15 protein-coding genes and 2 pseudogenes are annotated in these 22,565 nt (G+C 64.9%); 9 read left to right on the forward strand and 8 right to left on the reverse strand.

Annotated elements, in window-relative coordinates:
- Window positions 1–193 precede the first annotated feature (193 nt).
- Window positions 194–805 (forward strand): RNA polymerase sigma factor, encoded by a 612-nt coding sequence (locus tag ACVIIV_RS24115; RefSeq protein ID WP_456746367.1) that lies wholly within the window; start codon window positions 194–196, stop codon window positions 803–805.
- On the opposite strand, the gene ACVIIV_RS24120 is transcribed toward ACVIIV_RS24115, so the two are convergent.
- The 5 genes from ACVIIV_RS24120 to ACVIIV_RS24140 form a co-directional block, all read right to left on the reverse strand.
- The gene (locus tag ACVIIV_RS24120) at window positions 802–3,534 is read right to left on the reverse strand and encodes a bifunctional diguanylate cyclase/phosphodiesterase (protein ID WP_456746368.1); all 2,733 of its coding nucleotides are present in this window, start codon (window positions 3,532–3,534) and stop codon (window positions 802–804) included. The genes ACVIIV_RS24115 and ACVIIV_RS24120 overlap by 4 nt on opposite strands.
- Before the next feature lie 174 nt (window positions 3,535–3,708).
- Window positions 3,709–4,242 (reverse strand): cyclic pyranopterin monophosphate synthase MoaC, encoded by a 534-nt coding sequence (gene moaC / locus ACVIIV_RS24125; RefSeq protein WP_456746369.1) that lies wholly within the window; start codon window positions 4,240–4,242, stop codon window positions 3,709–3,711.
- A gap of 1 nt (window position 4,243) precedes the next feature.
- Window positions 4,244–5,065: an indole-3-glycerol phosphate synthase TrpC gene (gene trpC / locus ACVIIV_RS24130; protein WP_456746370.1), complete on the reverse strand. Its 822-nt coding sequence runs from the start codon at window positions 5,063–5,065 to the stop codon at window positions 4,244–4,246.
- A 7-nt stretch (window positions 5,066–5,072) separates the two neighbouring features.
- Window positions 5,073–6,086, reverse strand: coding sequence for an anthranilate phosphoribosyltransferase (gene trpD / locus ACVIIV_RS24135; RefSeq protein WP_456746371.1), 1,014 nt, complete (start codon window positions 6,084–6,086; stop codon window positions 5,073–5,075).
- Window positions 6,087–6,100: 14 nt separating this feature from the next.
- Window positions 6,101–7,999: a SurA N-terminal domain-containing protein gene (locus ACVIIV_RS24140; RefSeq protein WP_456746372.1), complete on the reverse strand. Its 1,899-nt coding sequence runs from the start codon at window positions 7,997–7,999 to the stop codon at window positions 6,101–6,103.
- 222 nt (window positions 8,000–8,221) lie between these two features.
- Here ACVIIV_RS24140 and tpiA point away from each other — a divergent pair, with 222 nt between their 5' ends.
- The 3 genes from tpiA to ACVIIV_RS24155 all read left to right on the forward strand — a co-directional run bounded on the left by tpiA (window position 8,222) and on the right by ACVIIV_RS24155 (window position 11,298).
- Window positions 8,222–8,977: a triose-phosphate isomerase gene (gene tpiA / locus ACVIIV_RS24145; RefSeq protein WP_456746373.1), complete on the forward strand. Its 756-nt coding sequence runs from the start codon at window positions 8,222–8,224 to the stop codon at window positions 8,975–8,977.
- A 139-nt stretch (window positions 8,978–9,116) separates the two neighbouring features.
- On the forward strand, window positions 9,117–9,500 hold the full coding sequence (gene secG / locus ACVIIV_RS24150) for a preprotein translocase subunit SecG (protein ID WP_456746374.1): 384 nt from the start codon (window positions 9,117–9,119) through the stop codon (window positions 9,498–9,500).
- Between the two features lie 166 nt (window positions 9,501–9,666).
- Complete coding sequence (locus ACVIIV_RS24155) at window positions 9,667–11,298, forward strand: CTP synthase (protein ID WP_456746375.1); 1,632 nt, start codon at window positions 9,667–9,669, stop codon at window positions 11,296–11,298.
- 42 nt (window positions 11,299–11,340) lie between these two features.
- Here ACVIIV_RS24155 and ACVIIV_RS24160 read toward each other — a convergent pair whose 3' ends face one another.
- Window positions 11,341–12,999, reverse strand: a complete 1,659-nt coding sequence (locus ACVIIV_RS24160) for a hypothetical protein (protein WP_456746376.1) — start codon at window positions 12,997–12,999, stop codon at window positions 11,341–11,343.
- Window positions 13,000–13,213: 214 nt separating this feature from the next.
- Between ACVIIV_RS24160 and ACVIIV_RS24165 the strand changes: the two genes are divergently transcribed.
- From ACVIIV_RS24165 to ACVIIV_RS24185, 5 genes and pseudogenes are all read left to right on the forward strand, one after another.
- Window positions 13,214–13,540 (forward strand): NIPSNAP family protein, encoded by a 327-nt coding sequence (locus ACVIIV_RS24165; RefSeq protein ID WP_456746377.1) that lies wholly within the window; start codon window positions 13,214–13,216, stop codon window positions 13,538–13,540.
- A gap of 113 nt (window positions 13,541–13,653) precedes the next feature.
- Complete coding sequence (gene kdsA, locus ACVIIV_RS24170; protein ID WP_456746378.1) at window positions 13,654–14,502, forward strand: 3-deoxy-8-phosphooctulonate synthase; 849 nt, start codon at window positions 13,654–13,656, stop codon at window positions 14,500–14,502.
- Window positions 14,502–15,661 (forward strand): annotated as a pseudogene (locus ACVIIV_RS24175) (MFS transporter). Before kdsA ends, ACVIIV_RS24175 begins: the two are co-directional and overlap by 1 nt.
- Before the next feature lie 108 nt (window positions 15,662–15,769).
- A pseudogene (glsA, locus tag ACVIIV_RS24180) lies at window positions 15,770–17,645 on the forward strand (glutaminase A).
- 323 nt (window positions 17,646–17,968) lie between these two features.
- A complete protein-coding gene (locus ACVIIV_RS24185; RefSeq protein WP_456746379.1) occupies window positions 17,969–20,947 on the forward strand; it encodes an autotransporter outer membrane beta-barrel domain-containing protein in 2,979 nt (992 codons plus the stop codon).
- Between the two features lie 21 nt (window positions 20,948–20,968).
- Here the strand turns inward: ACVIIV_RS24185 and queF are convergent, their stop codons facing one another.
- Together queF and ACVIIV_RS24195 are read right to left on the reverse strand one after the other, a co-directional pair.
- Window positions 20,969–21,421: a preQ(1) synthase gene (queF, locus tag ACVIIV_RS24190; RefSeq protein ID WP_456746380.1), complete on the reverse strand. Its 453-nt coding sequence runs from the start codon at window positions 21,419–21,421 to the stop codon at window positions 20,969–20,971.
- A 51-nt stretch (window positions 21,422–21,472) separates the two neighbouring features.
- Window positions 21,473–22,450, reverse strand: coding sequence for a Vgb family protein (locus ACVIIV_RS24195; protein WP_456746381.1), 978 nt, complete (start codon window positions 22,448–22,450; stop codon window positions 21,473–21,475).
- Window positions 22,451–22,565 lie beyond the last annotated feature (115 nt).

Genomic DNA, 22,565 nt, shown 5'->3' on the forward strand with positions numbered 1-22,565 from the left:
ACTCGCGTGACGCTGCGCGTTGAGCGGAAGAACGTCGACAGGGCGATCATTGGCTCGCGGCAAGGCGAGATCGCCGGGCGAGCACCACAGCGACGATCTCACGACTCTCATTCGGGAGCCGCTGCCTCCGCGGATCGCGCCTGCGCGCGATCCGACGAATTTCGCTGCGTATGGCGTGCAAGGACGATAGGTCATGAAATCGCCGAACGAGGGTCTGCCGGTACAGGCAGCGGATTCCCTGGACGTGCAGGACGCGGTCGTTCGCGCCGCGCTCGTCGGCAGCTACGATCGCCTGCGCGGCTATCTGCAGCGACGCTTGGGCGGTCGGGCCGAAGCGGAAGAGGTCCTCCAGGCATTCATGTTGCGCGCACTGGAGCGGTCCGGCGATATTCGCGATGCGGACTCGGTTCGAGGCTGGCTGAGCAGGGTTCTGGCGACGACCATCGCCGACTTCCACCGCCAGGCATCAAGGAGCAGGACGCGGGAGATGCCCTTTCCGCATGAACTCAACGATCGGCTGGCGGCCGACCAGGACGCCGCGGCGAATACCGCGGTCTGCGAGTGTCTCCATGTCCATCTGTCCTTGCTGAAGCCGGAGCATGCCGAAGTCGTCAGAAGGATCGATCTCGGCGGCGAGCCGCGGGAATTCGTTGCCGCCGAGCTTGGCGTGACCGTGAACAACCTGACCGTTCGGCTTCACCGCGCACGACAAGCGCTGAAGGAGCGCCTCGAGCAGACCTGCGTTGTCTGCCTGGAGGAAAGCTTCTGGGAGTGCCGTTGCGCCGACAAACGGGGTCCGACCTAACCGGCCTCGCGGCGGCGGCTTTCGCTGCCTTCGCGTCGGGCGAGCCGGCTGCGGTGCAGCGCGAACAGCTCCAGCATCTTGTCGGCCGGCTTGGCGGCGCTGAACAGATAACCCTGCATCTCGGAGCAGCCGAGCGTGCGAAGCAGGCGCTGCTGCTCCTCGGTCTCGACACCCTCGGCCGTGGTGGTCATGCGGCGGGCGGCCGCCAGATTGACGACGGCCTGAACGATGCTGGCGGAGCCGTCGGGGCGGGCGATGTCGTCGACGAAACAGCGGTCGATCTTGATCTTGTCGAACGGGAAGCGGTGCAGGTAACTCAGGGATGAGTAGCCGGTGCCGAAATCGTCGAGCGCGATGCGCACGCCGATGGCACGGAGCTGGTGCAGGATCGCGAGCGCGGCATCGTCGTCGCGGATCAGGACCGCCTCGGTGATCTCGAGCTCGAGCCGGCTCGCCGGCAGGTTCGACGCGGCGAGGGCCGCCATGATCTTCAGCGCCAGCGTGCCGCTCTTGAACTGCACCGGCGAGACGTTGACGGCGAGGCGGATGTCGTCGGGCCAGCCTGCGGCGTCCCGGCACGCGGTCGCCAGCACCCATTCGCCGATCTCGTTGATCAGGCCGGTGTCTTCGGCGATCGGGATGAATTCGGCCGGCGAGACCATGCCGCGCTCGGGATGGCGCCAGCGTACCAGCGCCTCGCAGCCGGTGATGCGGTCGTCCTTCAGCCCGACGCAGGGCTGGTAATAGACTTCGAGCCCGCCTTCGAGACCCCCCTGGGCGATGGCGTGGCGCAGGTCGATCTCGAGCTGCCGCCGCTCGCGGACCTTGGCGTCCATGTCCGGCTCGAAGAAGCGGTAGGTGCGGCGTCCGGCCGACTTGGCCGCGTACATCGCCATATCTGCGTTCTTCAGGATCTGGTCCAACGCCGTGCCGTGTTCCGGCGCGAGCGCAATGCCGATGCTGGCATCGGTGGTGAGATGATGGCCCATGCAGTCGAACGGCGTGCGGATGGATTCGAAGACCCGCGCAACGAGCTCGTTGACCTGGTCCAGCGACGTCACTGCGCTCTGCACGATGGCGAATTCGTCGCCGCCGAGCCTCGCCACGAAGTCCGCCGGGCCCGCACAGCGGCGGAGGTTCGCCGCGACCGATTTCAACAGCTGGTCGCCGACGAGATGGCCGAGCGCGTCGTTGACGCCCTTGAACTCGTCGATGTCGATATAGTGCACCGCGACCTGCTCGCCGTCGGCGATGGCGGCCAGTTCCTGCCGCAGATGGTCGTGGAACATGGCGCGGTTTGGCAGATCGGTCAGCGCGTCGTAGTGGGCAAGATGGGTGATGCGCTCCTCGATGCGCCGGCGCTCGGTAATGTCCTCGTGCGTCGCCACCCAGCCGCCGTCCGCGAGCGGTTCGTTGAGGACCTGGATCGAGCGGCCGTCCGCGGTGTCCACCACCATGGAATTGCGTACATGAATGTCGCGCAGCACGCGTTCGACATACTGATCGACGTCGCCGGTGAACGAGCCGGTCGTCTTGCGATGGGCGATGATGTCGTGGAAGCTGGAGCCGGGCCTCACGATCTCGGCCGACAGTCCGTACATCTCGATGTAGCGCTGGTTGCAGACCACGAGCCGTCGCTCGGAGTCGAACAGCAAAAGGCCTTGCGTCATGTTGTTGACGGCGCGGTCGAGCCGCTGCTTTTCCAGCGTCAGCCGTTCGCGCGAAAGGCGGTGCTGCTCCAGCAGCTTGCGCACGACCGCGATCAGCACGCCTGCGATGGCGAGCGCGGACGAGGCGGCGACCGAGATCAGGATGCCGATCTGCTCGCGCCAATCCGTCAGCGCCGCCGCGCGCGTCGTGGTGGCCATCATCAGGATCGGGAAGTGGGGCAGGGCCCGCGAGGAGATCAGCCGGTCATCGCCGTCGACAGGGCTGGTGAAACGGCCGGCGAAATGATCGAGCCCGAACACCCTTTGATGCTCGAACGGACCGGTCTTGAAATTCCGTCCCATCAAATCGCTCGAATGGGGATAACGGGCGAGCAGCGTGCCGTCCCGATGCAGCATCGAGATCGTCGCGCCTTCGCCGAGCACGACGGAGGCGAAGAATTTCTCGAAATTGGCGGGCTCGATCCCGCGTCCGACGACACCGAGGAACTCGCCGCTTGGTCCGACGATCCTCCGGGCCACCAGAATGGTCCATGCACCGGAGATGCGGCTATGCAACGGCTCGATCAGGACATCAGGCGAGTAGGGATCGTATTTGAAGGTGCGGAAGTAGGCGCGGTCGGCAACGTTCACTTTTGGAGCCGGCCATGCCGTCGATGAATTGATCAGGTTGCCTTCGGCATCGATGATGTTGACGCCGCCGATGTGTGGCAGCGCCTCGATCTTCGACCGCAGCCTCCGGTGGACGTCCTCGCCCGAGAGGTGCTTGCGATAGTCTTCCCCGGTCGTGATACCGGTCGTGCGGACGTGGTCGACGAAATCCTTCTGGATGACTGCGAAGTCCTGCAATTGCTGATCGAAATGATGAGCGAGCAGCAGCACGGTGTTTTCCAGCTCGCGGGTGGAGTTGCGCAGCGCCCGCTCCCGGAAATTCTGCGCCATCAGGACCGAGCCTATGGCGATGGCCGCGATCAGCAGCGTGCCGCCTACCACCAGCCAGCGGATCGGACCGCTGCGCACGAAGGCCTGGTCAAAGAGGCGACTGCCGAATTTCATCTTCATTGGATCATTGCCGTGCACACCTCAGGATCAACTCCTGTTCCTGAGAACATCCGTTGGTTTACGGGGACGGTGTGGAGGCGAAGTTAGGAAGCGCGGTTAACGCAACGTGAATGGCTGCGCACAAAAGCAATCGATGCGCGCGGCGCAAGCGCGGTTCGTTGAAGCAAGCGCGCTTCAGGCGCGATAATGGCCGGACTTGCCGCCGAGCTTCTCGACCAGATGGATGCCCTCGATGCGCACACCGCGCTCGACCGCCTTGATCATGTCGTAGATGGTGAGGCAGGCGACAGAGACCGCCGTAAGGGCCTCCATCTCGACGCCGGTAGGGCCCGTGACCTTCACGCTGGCGCGAACTAGGCAGCCCGGCAGCGTTGCATCCGGCTCGATGTCGACCGTGACTTTCGACAGCGCGAGTGGATGGCAGAGCGGGATCAGCTCGGAGGTGCGCTTGGCGGCCATGATGCCGGCGATGCGCGCGGTGCCGAGCACGTCGCCTTTCTTGGCGTTGCCGGACACGATCAGGTCGAGTGTCGCCTTGGTCATGACGACGCGGCCTTCCGCGACCGCAAGCCGCTCGGTCGCGGGCTTGTCCGAGACGTCGACCATCCGCGCCTCGCCGGAGGCGCCGATATGGGTGAGGGCGGGGCCGGCCTTGGATTTGGCCGTCTTCGTCTTGGCTGACTTGGTCTCGGCTGGCTTGCGCGCCATGTCAGCGCGTGCCCGTCGCGCGTGCCGTCGCCTTCCGCGCGAGCAGCGCGCGCGTCGCCGCGGTGACGTCGGCCTGCCGCATCAGGCTCTCGCCGACCAGGAACGTCGACATGCCGACGCGCTCGAGCCGGGCGAGATCCTCGGGCGTGAAGATACCGCTCTCGCCGATCATCAGCCGGTCGCCGGGGATCAGCGGCGCCAACGCCTCGCTGGTCGCAAGCGTGGTCTCGAAGGTGCGCAGATTGCGGTTGTTGACGCCGATCATCGGCGACCGCAGCTTCAGCGCCCGGTCGAGCTCGGCGCGGTCGTGGATCTCGATCAGCACGTCCATGCCGCAGGCGATGGCCGCGTCTTCGATATCCCTGGCAGCGGCATCATCGAGCGCCGCCATGATGATCAGGATACAGTCGGCGCCGTGCGCGCGCGCCTCGACCACCTGATAGGTGTCGAACATGAAATCCTTGCGCAGCACCGGCAGTGACGTTGCCGCGCGCGCCGCCACCATGAAGTCGAGATGACCCTGGAACGATGGCGTGTCGGTCAGTACCGAGAGACAGGCCGCGCCACCCGCTTCATAGGCCTTTGCGAGTGCCGGCGGGTCGAAATCGGCGCGAATGAGACCCTTGGAAGGCGAGGCCTTCTTGATCTCGGCGATCAGCGCGTAGTCGCCATCGGCAAGCTTGCTCTTGATCGCACGCAGGAAGCCACGCGGCGCGGAGGCGGTCTTGGCTTGCGCCTCCACAGCGGAGAGCGGACGCGTCCGCTTCGCTGCCGCGATCTCCTCGCGCTTATAGGTCTCGATCTTGGTCAGGATGTCGGACATGCGCAATTCAGCTGTTGGAGACCGTGACCAGGTGCTTCAGCTTCGCATTGGCCGCGCCGCTGTCGATCGAGCGGGCGCCGATCGCAACGCCTTCCTTGAGGTCCTTGGCACGGCCGGCCACGACCAGCGCGGCGGCGGCGTTGATCAGCGCCACGTCGCGATAGGGACTCGGCTTGCCGTCGAGCACGCTTTGCAATGCGATCGCATTGGCATCGGCGTCACCGCCCCTGAGCGCACCGGCCTCGCAACGCGAGAGCCCAGCTTCCTCCGGCGTCACCTCGAAATTCCGGATCTCGCCATTGTGGAGCGCGGAGACGAAAGTCGGGCCGGTGAGGGTGATCTCGTCGAGACCGTCGGAGCCGTGCACCACCCAGGCGGATTCCGAGCCGAGGTTCTTGAGCACCTGCACCAGCGGCTGCACCCATTGCCTGGAGAACACGCCGACCATCTGCCGCTTCACGCCAGCCGGATTCGACAGCGGACCGAGCAGATTGAAGATCGTGCGCGTCGCGAGCTCGACCCGGGTCGGCCCGACGTTCTTCATGGCGGGATGGTGGGCGGGAGCGAACATGAAGCCGATGCCGCATTCGCGCACGCAGCGTCCGACCTGCTCCGGCTTCAGATCGATCTTCACCCCGAGCGAAGCCAGCACGTCGGCGGCGCCCGAGCGCGACGACAGCGCGCGGTTGCCGTGCTTGGCCACCGGCACACCGGCGCCCGAGACGATGAAGGCGGCGCAGGTCGAGACGTTGACCGAGCCGGAGCCGTCGCCGCCGGTGCCGACGATGTCGACGGCATCAGGCGGCGCCGTCACGGTCAGCATCTTGGAGCGCATCGCCGCAACGGCGCCGGTGATCTCGTCCACGGTCTCGCCGCGCACCCGCAGCGCCATCAAGAGGCCGCCCATCTGCGAGGGCGTGGCTTCGCCCGACATCATGGCATCGAAGGCGGAAGCGGCTTCGTCACGCGACAGGCTGGCGCCGGTCGCCACTTTTCCAATGATCGATTTCAGGTCGTCCATCGCGTGCTTTCAACTCACTGGTTCGCGCCGGTCACCTGCGCGAAGGCGGCCTGATTAATGGTGGTCCCGATGTCGGTTTCAAGCTTGTTGACGTAGGAAGCGACCTGCTCCTCGGTCTGCGCCCGGTCGAGGCTTTCCTTCAGCTTCTTGACCGCGTCAGAGGCAAAGTCGACAGCGGGATCGACGATGTCGGTGACGCGGAAGACGATCACCTCGCTGCCGCCGCTCACGGCCGTCTGTCCGACGCCATCCTTGGCGGTGCGGAACGCAGCCGCCACAACGGTGCCGGGCACGCCGGCGGGCGAGTCGTCGCGCTTGAAGCCGGTCGCGGTCTCGACCTTGGCGCCAATCGCGGCGGCCTCGTCAGCGAGCTTGCCGCCCGCTTCGAGCTTCTGCACCATCTCGGTCGCCTTGGCCTTCAGCTTGGTCGCGATCTGGTCCTGGCGCCAGCGCGCCTCGACCTGGTCGCGGACCTCGTCGAGATTGCGGTCGCGCGAGGGCGTGATGGCGAGCACGTCGTACCAGACATAGCCGCCCTTGAACGAGATGGCGTCGTTGTCGACGCCGACATCGGTGTTGAAGGCCTGCGACACCACGTCGAGGCCCTGCGGGATGTTGGCGACCGGCTGGCCGTTCGGGGCGCGGCCGGAGCGGTCGACGGCGTCGATGGTCACGGCGGTGAGGCCGAGTTTCTGCGCCGCGTCGATCACGCTTGAGCCGCCACCGCGCTCGTCTTCCATCTTGTCGCGGAGATCGGCGACCTTGACGCGCGCGCGCTCGGTGGCGATCTCGCGCTTGATGTCGCCGGCCAGGCTGGCGTAGTCCGCCTCCTTACCCGGCTCGATCTTGTCGACCTTGACGATCGCGACGCCAAGGCCGCCCTGGATCGGCTGGCTGATCTCGCCGACAGGAAGTGCGAAGGCGGCATCGCCGACAGCGGGAGCGAGCGAGGATTTGGTCACGAGCCCGAGGTCGACGTCGGAGGCGCTGAGCCCGCGCTCCTTGCCGAGGTCCTCGAACGAGATCCCGCCGACGAGGCGCTCGCGTGCGGCCTGCGCGTCGGCGACGTTCGGAAACACGATCTGCTGGATCTGGCGCTTCTCCGGCGTGCCGAGCCGGTCCTTGCGCTGTTCGAACAGTTTCTTGGCGTCCTCGTCCGACACCTCGGTCCATTTGCCGATCTCCTCCGGCGAGACCACGACGAAGGCGATCTTGCGGTATTCGGGCGCGCGGAACTGGACCTTGTGATCCTCGAAATAGGTGGCAAGGGCTTCGGGCGAGGGCGCGTCGATGGTGCCTGCCTGCGCCGCGTCGAGCTTGACGAATTCAATGGCGCGCTGCTCGTTCTGAAAGCGCGTCAGCACGTCGATCATGGCCTTCGGCGGCTCCAGGCCGGCGCCGATCGTGCCGGTGATCTGGCGGCGCAGCGACACCTTGCGCTGCTCGGCGACATAGCGCTGCTCGGTGTAGCCGAAATTGCGGATCACGGCCTGGAAGCGGTTGGCATCGAAACTGCCGCCGACGCCCTTGAAGTTGGGATCGTTCATGATGACCTGGCGGATCTGGTCATCGGACTGGCCGAGCCCGAGCCGGCGCGCCTCTTCGTCGAGGGCAGCTTCCGCGATGGTCTGCTGCAGCACTTGGCGGTCGAGGCCAAAGGCCCGCGCCTGATCGGGCGTTAGCGGCCGGCCGAACTGGCGGCTGATCTGCTGCAGGCGGTCGGTGTAGATCTGGCGGAACTCGTTGAGCGAAATCTCGGTGCTGCCGATCTTGGCCACCGTTGACTGCCCGAAGCCCTTGAAGATGTCGGCGATGCCCCAAATGCCGAAACTGACGATCAACACGCCCATCACCACGGCCATAATGGTCTTGCCGAGCCAGTTTGATGAGGCCTTGCGCATTCCTCGAAGCATTTGGTCCAACTTGTTTGGTCAGGAGGGGAACGGAGCGCGTCTTAATGCAGATTCCGCAAAAGCGCGTCACCAAATTGATAGATCATCATAAAGTGGCGGCTTTCCCCCCGCAACCTCGCCTCATGCGACGGCGAGAAGGTGCGGTTAAAGGCCCCTGGTCTCTGGAACTGCAGGAGCACCTCTGCTAGCGCATAAACAAACCTCCTATCGCTGGAATTTAACATGACCGACGCCATCCGACCGCTGATCGCCGGCAATTGGAAAATGAACGGCCTGAAGGCCCAGGCTGCCGAATTCGACGCCATGCTCAATGGCGCGGCAGATGTGGTCGCCAAGGCCGACCTGCTGGTCTGCCCGCCGGCGACCCTGATTGCCGCGTTCGCGGAGAAGGCGCGTGGCAAGAAGGTCGCCGTAGGGGCCCAGGACTGCCACCCCAAGGCCTCCGGCGCCCATACCGGCGATATCGCCGCCGAAATGCTGGTGGATGCGGGCGCAACCGCCATCATCGTCGGCCACTCCGAGCGCCGCGCCGACCACGGCGAGGGCGATGCGCTGATCCGGCAGAAGTCCGAGGCAGCCTGGCGCGCCGGGGCGACGGCGATCGTCTGCATCGGCGAGACGCAAGGCCAGCGCGACGCCGGCCAAACCCTGGACATCCTGCGTGGCCAGCTCGACGGCTCACTGCCTGATAGCTCGACCGCAGCCAATCTGGTCGTGGCCTATGAGCCGGTCTGGGCGATCGGCACCGGCCTTACCCCGACGGCCCAGGATGTCGAGCAGATTCATGGCTTTATCCGGGAACTCCTGATCTCCCGGTTCAAAGCCGGGGGTGCCAGGATGCGCATCCTCTATGGCGGATCGGTCAAACCCTCGAACGCGGCCGAGCTGATGGCGGTCAAGAACGTCAACGGCGCGCTGGTCGGCGGCGCCAGCCTGAAAGCGGCCGATTTCCTTGCCATCGCCAAAGGCTGCCCCTAGCTAACCCAAAGCGTTGATCCGGACCCGATCGGGGGTGGCAATACCCCTCCCGATCGTGTAACACCGCGCAACTTCAGGAAAACCCGCGAAGCGCGATCGGCCGCCGTCAGGCGCCGCCCGCTTGTGACGGAAGGATACTATGCAGACCGTTGTCATCGTCATCCACCTCATGATCGTCGCCGTCATGATCGGTGCCGTCCTGCTCCAGAAGTCGGAAGGCGGCGGACTCGGCATGGGCGGAGGCGCGGGCTTCATGTCGAGCCGCGGCACAGCGAACCTTCTGACGCGGACCACTGCCGTTTTGGCCGTCGGCTTCTTCCTCACCAGCCTGTTCCTGTCCTGGTACGCCGGCTACGACCGCAAGCCGTCGTCGATCATCGGCCAGCCGGCGCAGACCCAGCCGGCCGGCGGATCGCCGATTGCGCCGCCGACCTCGGGCGGCATCCTGGATTCGCTGAAGAAGGCCGACGAGCAGCAGCAGTCGCCGGCTCCGACCGGCCCGCAGGTGCCGCGCTCGCAATAAAGCAGGGGGGCCATGCAGGGCGGCTGCTACCGTCCTGCATCAAAAATCCCCATCAAGGCACTGTCACCACTCTTCGTTTTGGCTCACCCACAGGCCCGCAAAATCTTTGGGGCGGAATACGAATCGCTTTGGCGAATCGAATTTAGGGGATTAGAGGTTAGGTCCCATGGCGCGGTACATATTCATCACCGGCGGCGTGGTTTCCTCGCTCGGCAAGGGTCTGGCTTCGGCGGCGCTCGGTGCCCTGTTGCAAGCCCGGGGCTACAAGGTCCGCCTCCGCAAGCTCGACCCCTATCTCAACCTCGATCCCGGAACGATGTCGCCGTATCAGCACGGCGAAGTGTTCGTGACCGATGACGGCGCGGAGACCGATCTCGACCTCGGTCACTACGAGCGCTTCACCGGGCGGCCGGCGACCAAGGCCGATAACATCACGACGGGGCGCATCTACCAGGACATCATCTCCAAGGAGCGCCGTGGCGACTATCTCGGCGCGACCATCCAGGTGGTTCCGCACGTCACCAACGCGATCAAGGAATTCGTTCTCGACGGCAACGACGATTACGATTTCGTGCTGGTCGAGATCGGCGGCACCGTCGGCGATATCGAGGGCCTGCCGTTCTTCGAGGCGATCCGCCAGCTCAAGAACGAGCTGCCGCGCGATCACGCCGTCTACATCCATCTGACGCTGCTGCCTTACATCCCGAGCGCCGGCGAGCTCAAGACCAAGCCGACGCAGCACTCGGTGAAGGAGCTGCGCTCGATCGGCATCCAGCCGGACATCCTGCTCTGCCGCACCGACCGCGAGATCCCGAAGGAAGAGCGTCGCAAGCTCGGGCTGTTCTGCAACGTGCGCGAAAGCGCCGTGATCGAGGCGCGCGACGTCGACAACATCTACGCGGTCCCCGAGGCCTATCACAATGCGGGCCTCGACGACGAAGTGCTCGCCGCCTTCGGCATCGCCTCGCGGATTCCGCCGGAGCTGCGCAGCTGGCAAGAGATCAACGAGCGCATCCGCAACCCCGAGGGCAACGTCACCATCGCCATCGTCGGCAAATACACCGGCATGAAGGATGCGTATAAGTCGCTGATCGAGGCGCTGTCGCATGGCGGCATCGCCAACAAGGTGAAGGTCAATCTCGATTGGATCGAGAGCGAGATCTTCGAGCAGGAAGATCCGGCGCCGTTCCTCGAGCACGTCAACGGCATCCTGGTCCCGGGCGGTTTCGGCCAGCGCGGCGCCGAAGGCAAGATCAAGGCGGCGCAGTTCGCGCGCGAGCGCGACGTGCCGTATTTCGGCATCTGCTTCGGCATGCAGATGGCGGTGATCGAGGCCGCGCGAAACCTCGTCGGCATCGAGGACGCCAACTCCACCGAGTTCGGCCCGACCAAGGAGCCTCTGGTCGGCCTGATGACGGAATGGCTGCGCGGCAACGAGCTCGAGAAGCGCTCGCAGGCGGGCGACCTTGGCGGCACGATGCGCCTTGGCGCCTATCCGGCGACGCTCAATCGCGGCAGCCGCGTCTCGCAGGTCTATGGCGGCGCCACCGAAATCTCCGAGCGTCACCGCCACCGCTACGAGGTCAACACCGCCTACAAGGACCGGCTCGAGCAGCATGGCCTGAAATTCTCAGGGTTGTCGCCCGACGGCGTGCTGCCTGAAATCGTCGAGTACGAGGATCACCCCTGGTTCATCGGCGTCCAGTTCCACCCCGAGCTGAAGTCGCGGCCCTTCGAGCCGCATCCGCTGTTCGCCTCGTTCATTCAGGCGGCAATGGTGCAGAGCCGGCTGGTGTAGCCGGCTCGGTCTTCCCTGACGAAGTCTTGCTCGCACGTCCGGCTACGCGGCCGCGATGTCCATCCTGCGGCAGAAGCAAGATGCCTTGATCGGCACCTCCGCCCGCGACTGGGCGAGGTCAAGTCGCTGCTTGATCAGCGGCCTCTCGGCCTTGTCGCCACGCCGCATGAGACATTCGTGCAAGCCGTGAAGCGACCACAGATTGTCGGGGTGCTGGCAGGCCCGGCTCAGCTTTCCATCGAGGCCGAGATCGGAACGGTACACCGCCTCGGCTTCCTCGATCCGGCCCCGCTCCAGCAGCAGCGCGCCGAGTGCGTGACGCGGTGGCTGCATCCATCCCCACGGCTCGTCATAGGGCAGGGCGTCGCTGAGCGCGACCGATCTGCGCAGCTCAGCGAACGCAAAGTCGTAGTTGGCTTCGCGATATTCCAGTTCGCCATTCAACATGGCTTCGGCCACGCCGAGCAGGGCGACGACCTTGTTGTTGTGCACGAGCCGGCTCTCCGGCACGAGCGTCTTCGCCTGTGCGAACAATGCTTTCTCAGTTTCGGCGTCGGCGACGTGGCCAAGCGCCGAATGAGCCACCGCCTTGGCGTAGTGGATCATCGCCGTCACCGAGCAGTATAGCTCGCGATCCTCCGGCAGCTGTTGGGCAATGATGTCGTGCCATTTGCCGAAACGCACGAGAACGTGCTGCTTCATCGTCAAATAGCCTTCCAGGAAGTCCGCCATGGGGGGCGATTGAATGCGCAGCACTGGCTCGGGCACGGTGGCAATGAGTTCCTCGGCCGCCGCGATAGCAGGGGCGTATTGACCCAGGAACATCGCGCCGTAGATGGCGAAGTGGAAGTTGTGGATGACATAGACCAGGTAGACACCCGGATCGTCCGAATAAGCGAGGAACCTGCGGTCGGTCGCCAGCGCCTTCTGATTGTAGAGCAGGACGTCGTTGTACTGCCCGCACAGCACGTCGAGATGCGTCGGCATGTGGATCAGATGGCCGCTATCGGGGGCGATCGCGCGCAGCAGGTCGCCAGCCCGCATCGCCCGTTGCGGGAAGGGCGACATCTCCATGAGGTGGACGTAGAGATGAAGCAGTCCTGGATGATTCCACGCAGCCGGCCATCGATCGAAAGCTTGTTCGAGCACGGCCCTGCATTCCTCGGTGCCGGCGCCCTTGGTGGGTTCTCCAGACTCAAGGTCCCACATCAGCCACGGCGTCTCGTTCATGATCGATTCGGCAAAGATGGCTCGGACCTCGAGATCGTCGGGATACGTGCCGAAGACCTTTCGCATCTCTCGCGTGAAGGCCTTGTCCCACGGCGCCATGTCCTCGATCGCTTCACGCTGCGGATAGCGCGCAGACAAGGCGCGGATCAACGCTTGCTCGATCGGGCTCGCCTTATCCGCCTGCGCGAGCGCGTCCTGCGTCGCATCGTATGATGCCGCGAGCGCCAATTGACGGCCTTGTGCGTCATAGCGGACCCAGGGCAGGTTGTAGTTGGGACCCGCGGCGTAGCCGATGCCCCAGTGCGCCATGGCGCAGCTGTTATCGAACTCGAGCGCCTTGCGAAAACATTTGATCGCCTCGCCGTGGTTGAATCCGAACACCCAGTTGAGTCCTCGGTCAAACCAGAGCTGCGCATCGGGCGAAGTCGTGGTGATTTTGCGGCTGTAGGGTCCGAGATCAAAATAGGTCATTGCCTCTGCCTCCTTTGATCGCTTTGGTCGTTTCGCCGATTGACCTCGGGCCGTCGGCGGCTGATACGCCGGACCGAGCCTGCAAATTAGCAAGAGCGCCGGCCCCGCGCTATCGAGCTATGCGCGAAACGCCATGAGGGTCGCCCGGGCGAGGCTCAAGACAGAGTTGTGGCCAGCAGGTATAACCGCCGCTCCTGTCAGGGAGGGAGCAAGAATGATCTACGAAATGCGCCAGTATCGTTGCGTGCCCGGCCGCCTGCCGGCGCTCTTGAAGCGGTTCGAGACCGCCACGCTCAAGATCTGGGACAAGCACGGCATCAAGCAGGCCGGGTTCTTCACCACGCTGATCGGCGAATCCAACCAGGAGCTGACCTATTTCCTGGCCTGGGAGTCGCTCGCCGAACGCGAGACGAAGTGGGGCGCGTTCATGACCGATCCGGACTGGATGAAGGCGCGCGCCGAGAGCGAAGCCGACGGCCAGATCGTTGCCAACATCGTCAGCCAGATCCTGGCGCCGACCGCTTTCTCGGCGGTGAAGTAGCAGGCGACGGGCAGGGAACCGTGGCGCAACCCTGATATTCGAACGGCCCGGGCGGAACAGGGTTGATCCGACCCTCATGGCGGCTATGGTCGCGCCGAAACGAGGGATTTGCCTTGAGCTCTTCAAATTCAGCGGCGCCGGTCGTCGCCATTGGCACGGTCAAATTCGGCAATGATCTGCCGATCTCGGTCATTGCCGGGCCGTGCCAGCTCGAGAGCCGCCAGCATGCGCTGGAGGTCGCGTCTGCGCTGAAGGAGATTGCCGCGCGGCTGAACATCGGCCTCGTCTACAAGACCTCGTTCGACAAGGCGAACCGCACCAGCGCATCCGCAGCGCGCGGGCTGGGCTTGGCGCAGTCCCTGCCGATCTTCGCCGAGATCCGATCCTCGCTCGGCCTGCCGGTGCTGACGGACGTGCACGAGGCCGCGCAATGCGCCGAGGTGGCGCAGGCGGTGGACGTCTTGCAGATACCCGCCTTCCTGTGCCGGCAGACCGATCTGCTGCTGGCGGCGGCCGCGACCGGCAAGGTCGTCAACGTCAAGAAGGGACAGTTCCTGGCGCCGTGGGATATGACGAACGTGGTCGCGAAGATCACGAGCGCTGGCAATCCCAACGTGCTCGTCACCGAGCGCGGCGCCTCCTTCGGCTATAACACGCTGGTCTCCGACATGCGCGCACTGCCGATCCTGGCGCGCACCACCGGCGCGCCTGTGATCTTCGACGCCACCCATTCGGTGCAGCAGCCGGGCGGGAAGGGGACCTCGTCGGGCGGAGAGCGCGAATTCGTGCCAGTGCTGGCCCGCGCGGCCGTGGCGGTCGGCGTTGCCGGCGTCTTCATCGAGACCCATCCCGATCCTGATCGCGCGCCCTCGGACGGGCCCAACATGGTGCCACTGCGCGAGTTCGAGGGGCTGATCGGCAGGCTGATGGCGTTCGACGCGCTCGCCAAGAATCCGCGCTGATGCAGAAAAGCGAGGCGCGGCCGCACGATCACGGCTTGCCGCCAGCGCTCTACGTCATATCAGGCGCAAGCTTCGCCGCGGCGCTGTCGGCGCGCGCGCTTGATCCGGTGCTGCCGCACGTCGCCGAGGATTTCGGCGTCAGCATCGCCACCGCCGCCGGCTTTGCCGCGGTGTTCGCCTTCACCTTCTCGATCATCCAGCCGATCATCGGCGCCGCCGCCGACTTGTTCGGCAAGACGCGACTGATGATCGGCTGCCTCGCGCTGCTCGGCCTTGCCAACATCCTGGGCGCGCTCTCGAGCTCGTTCTCGTTGCTGTTCGTCACCCGCATTCTGGCTGGCATCGGCTCCGGAGGCGTGTTTCCGGTGGCGCTCAGCCTCACCAGCGATCTCGTCGGGCCCGAGAAACGCCAGGTCGCGATCGGCCGCACGCTTGCAGGCGCCATGACCGGAAATCTGCTCGGCGCCTCGGCCTCCGGCCTGATCGGCGATTTCCTCGGCTGGCGCGGCGTGCTCGCGGTGCTCGGTGCGCTCGTGATCGTCGCCTCGATCGCCGTTGCTGCCGGCTTCCACGGCGCCAAGGTCAAGCATCCGCCGAGGATCCGAACGCCTTCGTCTGCTACTCGGCCGTATTCATCGAAGGCTGCTGCGTGCTCGGCCTGTTTCCCTACATCGCCTCGTTCCTGTTCGAGCTCGGGCAGACTTCGCTGTCGATCGCCGGCATCGTCATCGCCGGCTTTGCGGTGGGTGGGCTGTTCTACACGCTGACCGTGTCGCGCATGCTGCCGCGGCTCGGCGTCAAGGGCATGATGATCGCAGGCATGGCGCTGGTCGCCTCGCAGCTTGCCGCTGTCGCCTTCGGTCCGCGTTGGGAGCTCCAGGCGCTCAATCTCATCGTGATGGGCTGGGGTTTCTACATGGCCCATGGCTGTCTGCAAGTATTTGCCAGCGAGCTCTCGGTCGAGGCGCGGGCTACCGCGATGTCGCTGCATTCGTTCTTTTTCTTCATGGGGCAGACGGTGGGGCCGCTCGCCTACGGCTTTGGCCTCCAGCACGGCGGCAAGGTGCCGACGTTGCTTGTGAGCGCCGCGATCATGGTGGTGCTGGGCCTCGTCTGCGCCCGGCTGCTCAAGCCGCGTGCACCGGCGGATGCGCGCTGACGTGCATTCGGTGACTTCAGCGGGCCTCGGTCCCCACCAAGACACCGTCGGCCCGGTATACATGGCACATGAATTGCTTCGATTCTGGGCAAATCGAGGTGTGAGACCGTGGACGTCCAGACCAGCCATTCGGCCAGCGCAGCCGGTACGCCCCGCTCGACCGGATATCTCACCAAGCCGCCGCTGCGGCGTTTCCTGGCCGATTGCCACGCCGAATTCCGAGCCGACAATTCCGGCGAGCTTGCCGACTACATTCCCGAGCTGAAGCGCGCCGACCCCGATCATTTCGGCATCGCGCTCGTGACCATCGACGGCCATGTCTACGAGGTTGGCGACAGCGCCGTGCCGTTCACGATTCAGTCGGTGTCCAAAGCGTTCGTCTTCGCGCTGGCGCTGGAGATGGTCGGCGAGGCGCGCGTCGCAGCCACCATCGGGGTCGAGCCGAGCGGCGAAGCCTTCAACTCGATCCGGCTCACCAACGACAACCGCCCGTTCAACCCCATGGTCAATGCCGGCGCGATCGCCTGCTCGGGCCTGATCTACGGCGTGGACGGGAAGGGCGCTTTCGAGCGCGTCCGCGCCAAGCTCGGCGAGTTCGCCGGCCGCGAGCTCGGTGTCGACGGGGCGGTGCACGCTTCGGAGACCGCGACCGGCAACCGCAACCGCGCCATTGCCTGGCTGCTGCGGAATTACGCGGTGTTGCCGGACGATGTCGACGCCGTGCTCGACGTCTATTTCCGGCAATGCGCAATCCTGGTCACCGCGCGCGACCTTGCGGTCATGGCGGCAACGCTCGCCAATCGCGGCATCAATCCGGTGACGGGCGTGCAGGTGATCACGCCGCACATCGTCGCGCGCACGCTATCGGTGATGACGAGCTCGGGCATGTACGACTATGCCGGCGAGTGGACCTATCGCGTCGGCATTCCCGCCAAGAGCGGCGTCGGCGGCGGCATCGTCGCGGCTCTGCCCTCGCAGCTCGGGCTCGGCACGTTCTCGCCGCTGCTCGACAACCATTTCAACAGCGTGCGCGGTCTCAAGGTTTGCGAGGCGCTGTCGGCGCGGTTCGACCTGCACATGCTCAACCGAAACGCCGACGTCCGCACCAGCATCATGGCGGATTATGACATCTACGGCATCTCCTCGCGCCGTAGCCGCCAGCCTCATGAGCAGCAGATCCTCGAGGAGCGCCATCGCGACATCCGCGTTCTCGAGCTGGTCGGCGCGATGAATTTCGGCACCATCGACTATGTCACGCGACGGCTCACCAGCGAGCCGCCGAACGCGCCGCTCCTGATCATCGATTTCCGCCGCGTCCCCGACATCACCGCGGCCGGCGCGGAGCTGCTCGGCGAGACGCTGACCGCGCTCGGCAATGCCGGCGTCACCGCCATTCTGTCCGGCTTCGAGGAGAGCTCCGCGGTGTGGAGTGCGATCGCTGCGCGCACGGCCGAGCCGCGCCGGCTGCGGCGCTTCGCGCTGCTCGACGATGCCATCGAATGGGCCGAAGACCAGGTGATCTACCGCTTCGGCGGCTTCACCGATTTCAAAGAGAGCGCACATCTCGGCGAACAGGCATTGCTGGCCGAGCTCGACGCCGACGAGATCGCCGCCATCGTCAAGCTGTCGACCACGCGGCACTATGCGGCCGGCCAGCGCATCATCGCTGCCGGCGAACCCGCCAATTCGCTATTCTTTCTTCAGAGCGGCATGGTCAGCGTGAAGCTACGCAGCGGCGTACGGCTTGCCTCGCTTGGCCCCGGCATGGAATTCGGCGAGATGGCGATCCTGGAGCAAAGCCGAAGCGCCGACGTCTTCGCCGACACGCCCATCACCTGCCTTGAACTGCCGCTCGACAGCTTTGCCGACTATCGCCGCCTGCACCCGGAGACGTCGCTGAAGATCATGCGCAATCTCGCCGCGATCCTGGCGCGGCGGCTGGTGCTTGGCGAACGCGAAGGTCGATCTGCTGAGCGCATATTAAGGGCTGGGCGCATCAATGCGGCCCACGGCTGACCGAAATTCCAGTCCGATCTCGCGGGGTGCCCGGTAAATATGCGACCCTCTGTTGCCCTACAATCACACCGCAGGGGAAATCGCCGACTCATCCAGCGACGAAACCGATTGCCGATGGTTCGCCGGTGGCGAAGCAGCTAGACATTTCCCGTTTGAAATATCTGGCAATCAAGGGCAGCGCAGGGCCCAGCGGAATTTTCAATGATCCGGGCGGACGGGGTTGGGCCTACGCGTGGAGCGCTCTTAAGCAGGGCTTTTCTGGCCGGCACAGCTCTTGCGACGGTTCTATTGTTGCCGTCCCTGGCGCGAGCGCAGGTCTGGCAGGACGGCGGGGTCGACAACGGCAATTACAACGAGCCGACGAATTGGTCGACAGGCACCGTCCCCGATAACGCAGGCGAAACCGCGACCTTTTCCACCACGGGCACGACGGCAGTCACCGTCACTCTTGGCCCCATCGCACCCCAGTCCTGGATTTTCGACGCTGCGTCCCAGGGCTACACAATAAGCGGTCAGCAGGTGAATTTTGTCACAGGCATCACCAACAATGCCGTCGGCGTCGGTACTTTCATCTCGATCAGCAACAACATGACGGGCACCACGATCTCGCAGGCGGGGTCCAGTAGGTTGACGCTGTCCGGCATCAACTCGTTCACCACCACGAGCGTTACCGCCGGGACGTTCGTCAACACGGGCACCCTGACGACGTCGCTGACCGTCAGTGCGATCGCGAGCAATCAAGGTACCCTGATCGGCGACATCACCACCACCACCGGTTTCTCCAATCTTCCAGCCGGCATCATCTCCGCGACGACGATTGCCAACAACGGTGGCACGTTCTTCAACAACGGCTCGATCACGACCACCGGCGGCACGACCAATGCCGCCGGCGCCACCTTCAACACGACGGGCACGGTCAACGGCGGGCTGACGAATGCGGGCACGGCCAACGCAGCCGGCACGATCAACGGCAACGTCGACCATCAAAGCGGCACTTTCACGGTGACCGGTGCGCTCACCGTCAACGGGACCCTGACCACCGGTGCAACATCCGACCTTTTTGTCTCCAGCGGCGACCTCACCGTCACGACGCTGATCAACCAGTCCAATGCGATGATACACGGCAGTTCGATCGACGCAGGCCGCACGGTCACCGCGAACACTTTCACCAACGCAGACGGCAATATGGAGGTTGCGGGAACACTGAACGCGACCAATACGATCCTGAACGACGGCATTCTGATCGTCCAGGCAACCGGCGTGGTCAATGCATCGATCAACAGCATCTCCAGACACATCGGGCTCAACGGAACGATCAATGGAAACGTGACTCTCTCCTATCCGAGTCAGTTGAACTCGGGAGGTGGCAGCGTGACGGGACGCGTAACCCTCGCAACCTCCGGGGCAATCGCCAAAGTCTCCGGCGTCGGTGCGACCTTTGGATCGGTGGCCGGCGTGGCCGGCAGCCAGCTCGATACGGGCGCGTTCACCATGACCGTCGGGGGCGACCATTCGTCGTCGACCTTCGCGGGATCCATGATCGGCACTGGCAATTTCGTCAAGGTCGGCAACGGCGGGTTGACCCTGTCAGGCGACAGCAGCGCTTATACCGGCACCACAACGGTCAGCGCCGGCACGTTGCTCGTGACTGGTTCGTTGGCATCCTCCGCCGTGACCGTGACCTCCGCCGTGCTTGGCGGTTCAGGTGCCGTCGGTGCGACCCAACTCAACGCAGGCGCGTGGTTCATACCAGGTACGAGCGGCGTGCCGGGAACGTCGATGACGTTGGCGAGCCTCGCGATGCAATCGGGGGCGACCTACCTCATCTACGCCAACCCGACGACGTCGACCCTCGCGAACGTGACTGGCAATGCAACGTTAGGCGGAGCGTCCGTTCTCGTTGGCTTTGACGCCGGCAGCTATGTCGCGAAGCGGTACACCATCGTCAGCGCCGGCAGCATCACTGGCACGTTCAATCCCTCAGTCACTAATTTCGGCCTGCCGTCAGGCTTTCACACCAGCCTGAGCTATGACGCCACCCACGCTTATCTGGACCTCGCGCTGAACTTCGTGCCCTCGTCCGGCAATCTCAACGGCAATCAGCAGAATGTCGGCAACGCGATCATCAATTACTTCAACAGCAACGGCACGATCCCGATCGCGTTCGGCGGCCTGACGCCAACCGGCCTGACCCAGCTCTCCGGCGAGGTGGGCAGCGCGCCGCAGCAGGCCACGTTCAACGCCATGAACCAGTTCATGGGTGTAATGACGGACCCGTTCATCGCAGGGCGCGGCGATCCCGTCAGTGCGGGCGGCGCGCCGAACGCTTATGCGGATGAGACCGCTTTGGCGTACGCGAGCAAGCGCAAGCCGAACGACGCATTGGCTGCGATCTACACCAAGGCACCGGTCGTGCGGCCGTTCGAGCAGCGCTGGAGCGTCTGGGCGGCGGGCTTCGGCGGCGCGCAGCAGACCGACGGCAGCACAGTGGTCGGGTCCAACACCACCACAAGCAATCTCTACGCCACCGCCGTCGGTGCGGATTATCGCATCTCCCGCGATACGCTGGTCGGCTTTGCGCTCGCCGGCGGCGGCACCAACTTTACCGTCGCGAACGCGCTCGGCGGCGGCCGGTCCGACCTGTTCCAGGCGGGCGCCTTCTTCCGGCACATCGTCGGCCCCGCCTACATCGCTGGCGCGCTCGCCTATGGCTGGCAGGACATCACGACGGATCGCACCGTGACGGTTGCCGGCGTCGATCGCCTGCGCGCCGAGTTCGATGCCAACACCTATTCCGGCCGGCTCGAGGGCGGCTACCGCTTCGTCACGCAGGGTGTGGGTCTCACGCCTTACGCCGCAGCGCAGTTCACGACCTTCGACCTACCGGCCTATGCCGAACAGGCCATCGTCGGCAGCAACCAGTTCGCGCTGGCCTATGGCGCCAAGAGCGTCACCGACACCCGCACCGAGCTCGGCCTGCGCACCGACAAATCCTTCGCCCAGGCCGACGGCATCGTCACGCTGCGCGGGCGGCTCGCCTGGGCGCATGACTTCAATCCGGACCGCGCCATTGGTGCCACGTTCCAAACTCTGCCCGGCGCGAGCTTCGTCGTGAACGGCGCGGCGATGGCCTCGGACTCCGCGCTGGTGACGGGATCGGTCGAGAAGAAGTGGTTGAACGGCTGGTCGGCCGCCGGCACGTTCGAGGGCGAATTCTCGGGCGTCACGCAATCCTACGCCGGCAAGGGCGTGGTGCGGTACGCGTGGTGAACCGGATTGTCACGATAGGGACTAACCCCGCCCGCGATAGGGCGCGACGCCTTGCTCGGGCACCCACAGGCCTTTCGGCACGCGGCCGGTCTGCCAGAACACGTCGATCGGGATGCCGCCGCGCGGATACCAGTAGCCGCCGATGCGCAAGAATTTCGGCTTGATCTCGGACGCGATGCGCTTGCCGATCATCACCGTGCAGTCCTCGTGGAAGGCGCCGTGATTGCGGAAGCTCGCGATGTAAAGTTTGAGGGATTTCGATTCCAGCAGCCACGCACCCGGCGCGTAGTCCATCATCAGATGCGCGAAATCCGGCTGCCCCGTGACCGGGCAGAGCGAGGTGAATTCCGGCACGGTGAAGCGCACCAGATAGTCGGTGCCCTTTTGCGGATTGGGCACACGGTCGAGCTGGGCTTCTTCCGGTGTGTGCGGCCACTCGACCGCGCGGCCGAGCTGAAGGGACTTTTTCGCCATCGTCGTCACATCCTGTTTCGGATGCCGGGATGGACGCAAATGCCGCTGCCGTCAACCGGCGGCGATTGTCCGAATCATGACGATCCGATCGTTGCCGGACTCGCAGCCCCAGAGCTCGCCCGGACGGCCGTCGAGCTGGCGAACGTTCGCATTCGCCTTGTCGCTGGCGAAGACGTTGAAGCGCTCGGTCACGGGATCGAAGCGCACGATGGCATTGGCGGAAAAATCCGTCAGCCAGACCTTGTCCTTGTCGTCGACATAAACCGCGTAGGCGCGGGGGCGTTCGCCCGGCAGCTTCCATGTCTTCCACGAGCCGTCGGCAGGATCGTGCACCGAGACATGGCCGCTGTTCCACTCGCTGACCCAGATCCGGCTCTTTGAATCCGACCAGACGCGCCGTGAGCCCGCATTCGGCGTCGGCGGCTGCACGACGCCGACGTTGCCGGTCGCAAGATCGATTTTGGCGATGTAGCTGCCGGCAAGCGAGGCGTACCAGATGTCGCCCTTGGGCGTCACGGTGATGCCATAAGGCCCGATGCCCTTTGGGGCCTTGAAGACCGTCATCTCGCCGGATTTCGGCACAAGCCGGCCGTAATAGCCGGACTGTCCGGTGAACCAGTAGGTGCCTTCCTTGTCGAACACGCCGGTGTTGAGATTGGCCTGGGCAAATTTCTCGGGGAGGCGGAACAGCGTCACCTTGAGATCGCCAGGGTCGACCCGCGCGATCGCGTTCTGGCCGCCTTCGGTGATCCAGGGGGCGCCGTCGGGCCCGATGGTCACGCCGTGCGGCGCAGCGCCCTGGCCGAGGCTGACCGTCTTGAAACTGCCATCTCGTGGATCGAGCCTGCCGAGCAAGCCCTTGCCCTGCGCCGTGAACCAAATCATGCCATCAGGGGCGGGCGTGAGATCGTGCAGGCCGATGTCCGGGCTGATGGGATAGTATTTTGTCCGGAACGGGCCTTCCTGCGCAAAACCTGGGCGGGCGGCGAACAGTGCGGCGCTCGAAGCAAGAAACTGGCGGCGATTCATGGCGTTACCCCGACTGTTTGAGATTGAGGTTGGGCACGCGGACCAGATGCGGTCGAGCATAGTCTGAGGCGGTTCACGCGTCAGTCGAAGCGGCTCGTCCAAGCGTTCACATTTG

It is taken from the genome of Bradyrhizobium sp. USDA 4354, from assembly GCF_054060315.1.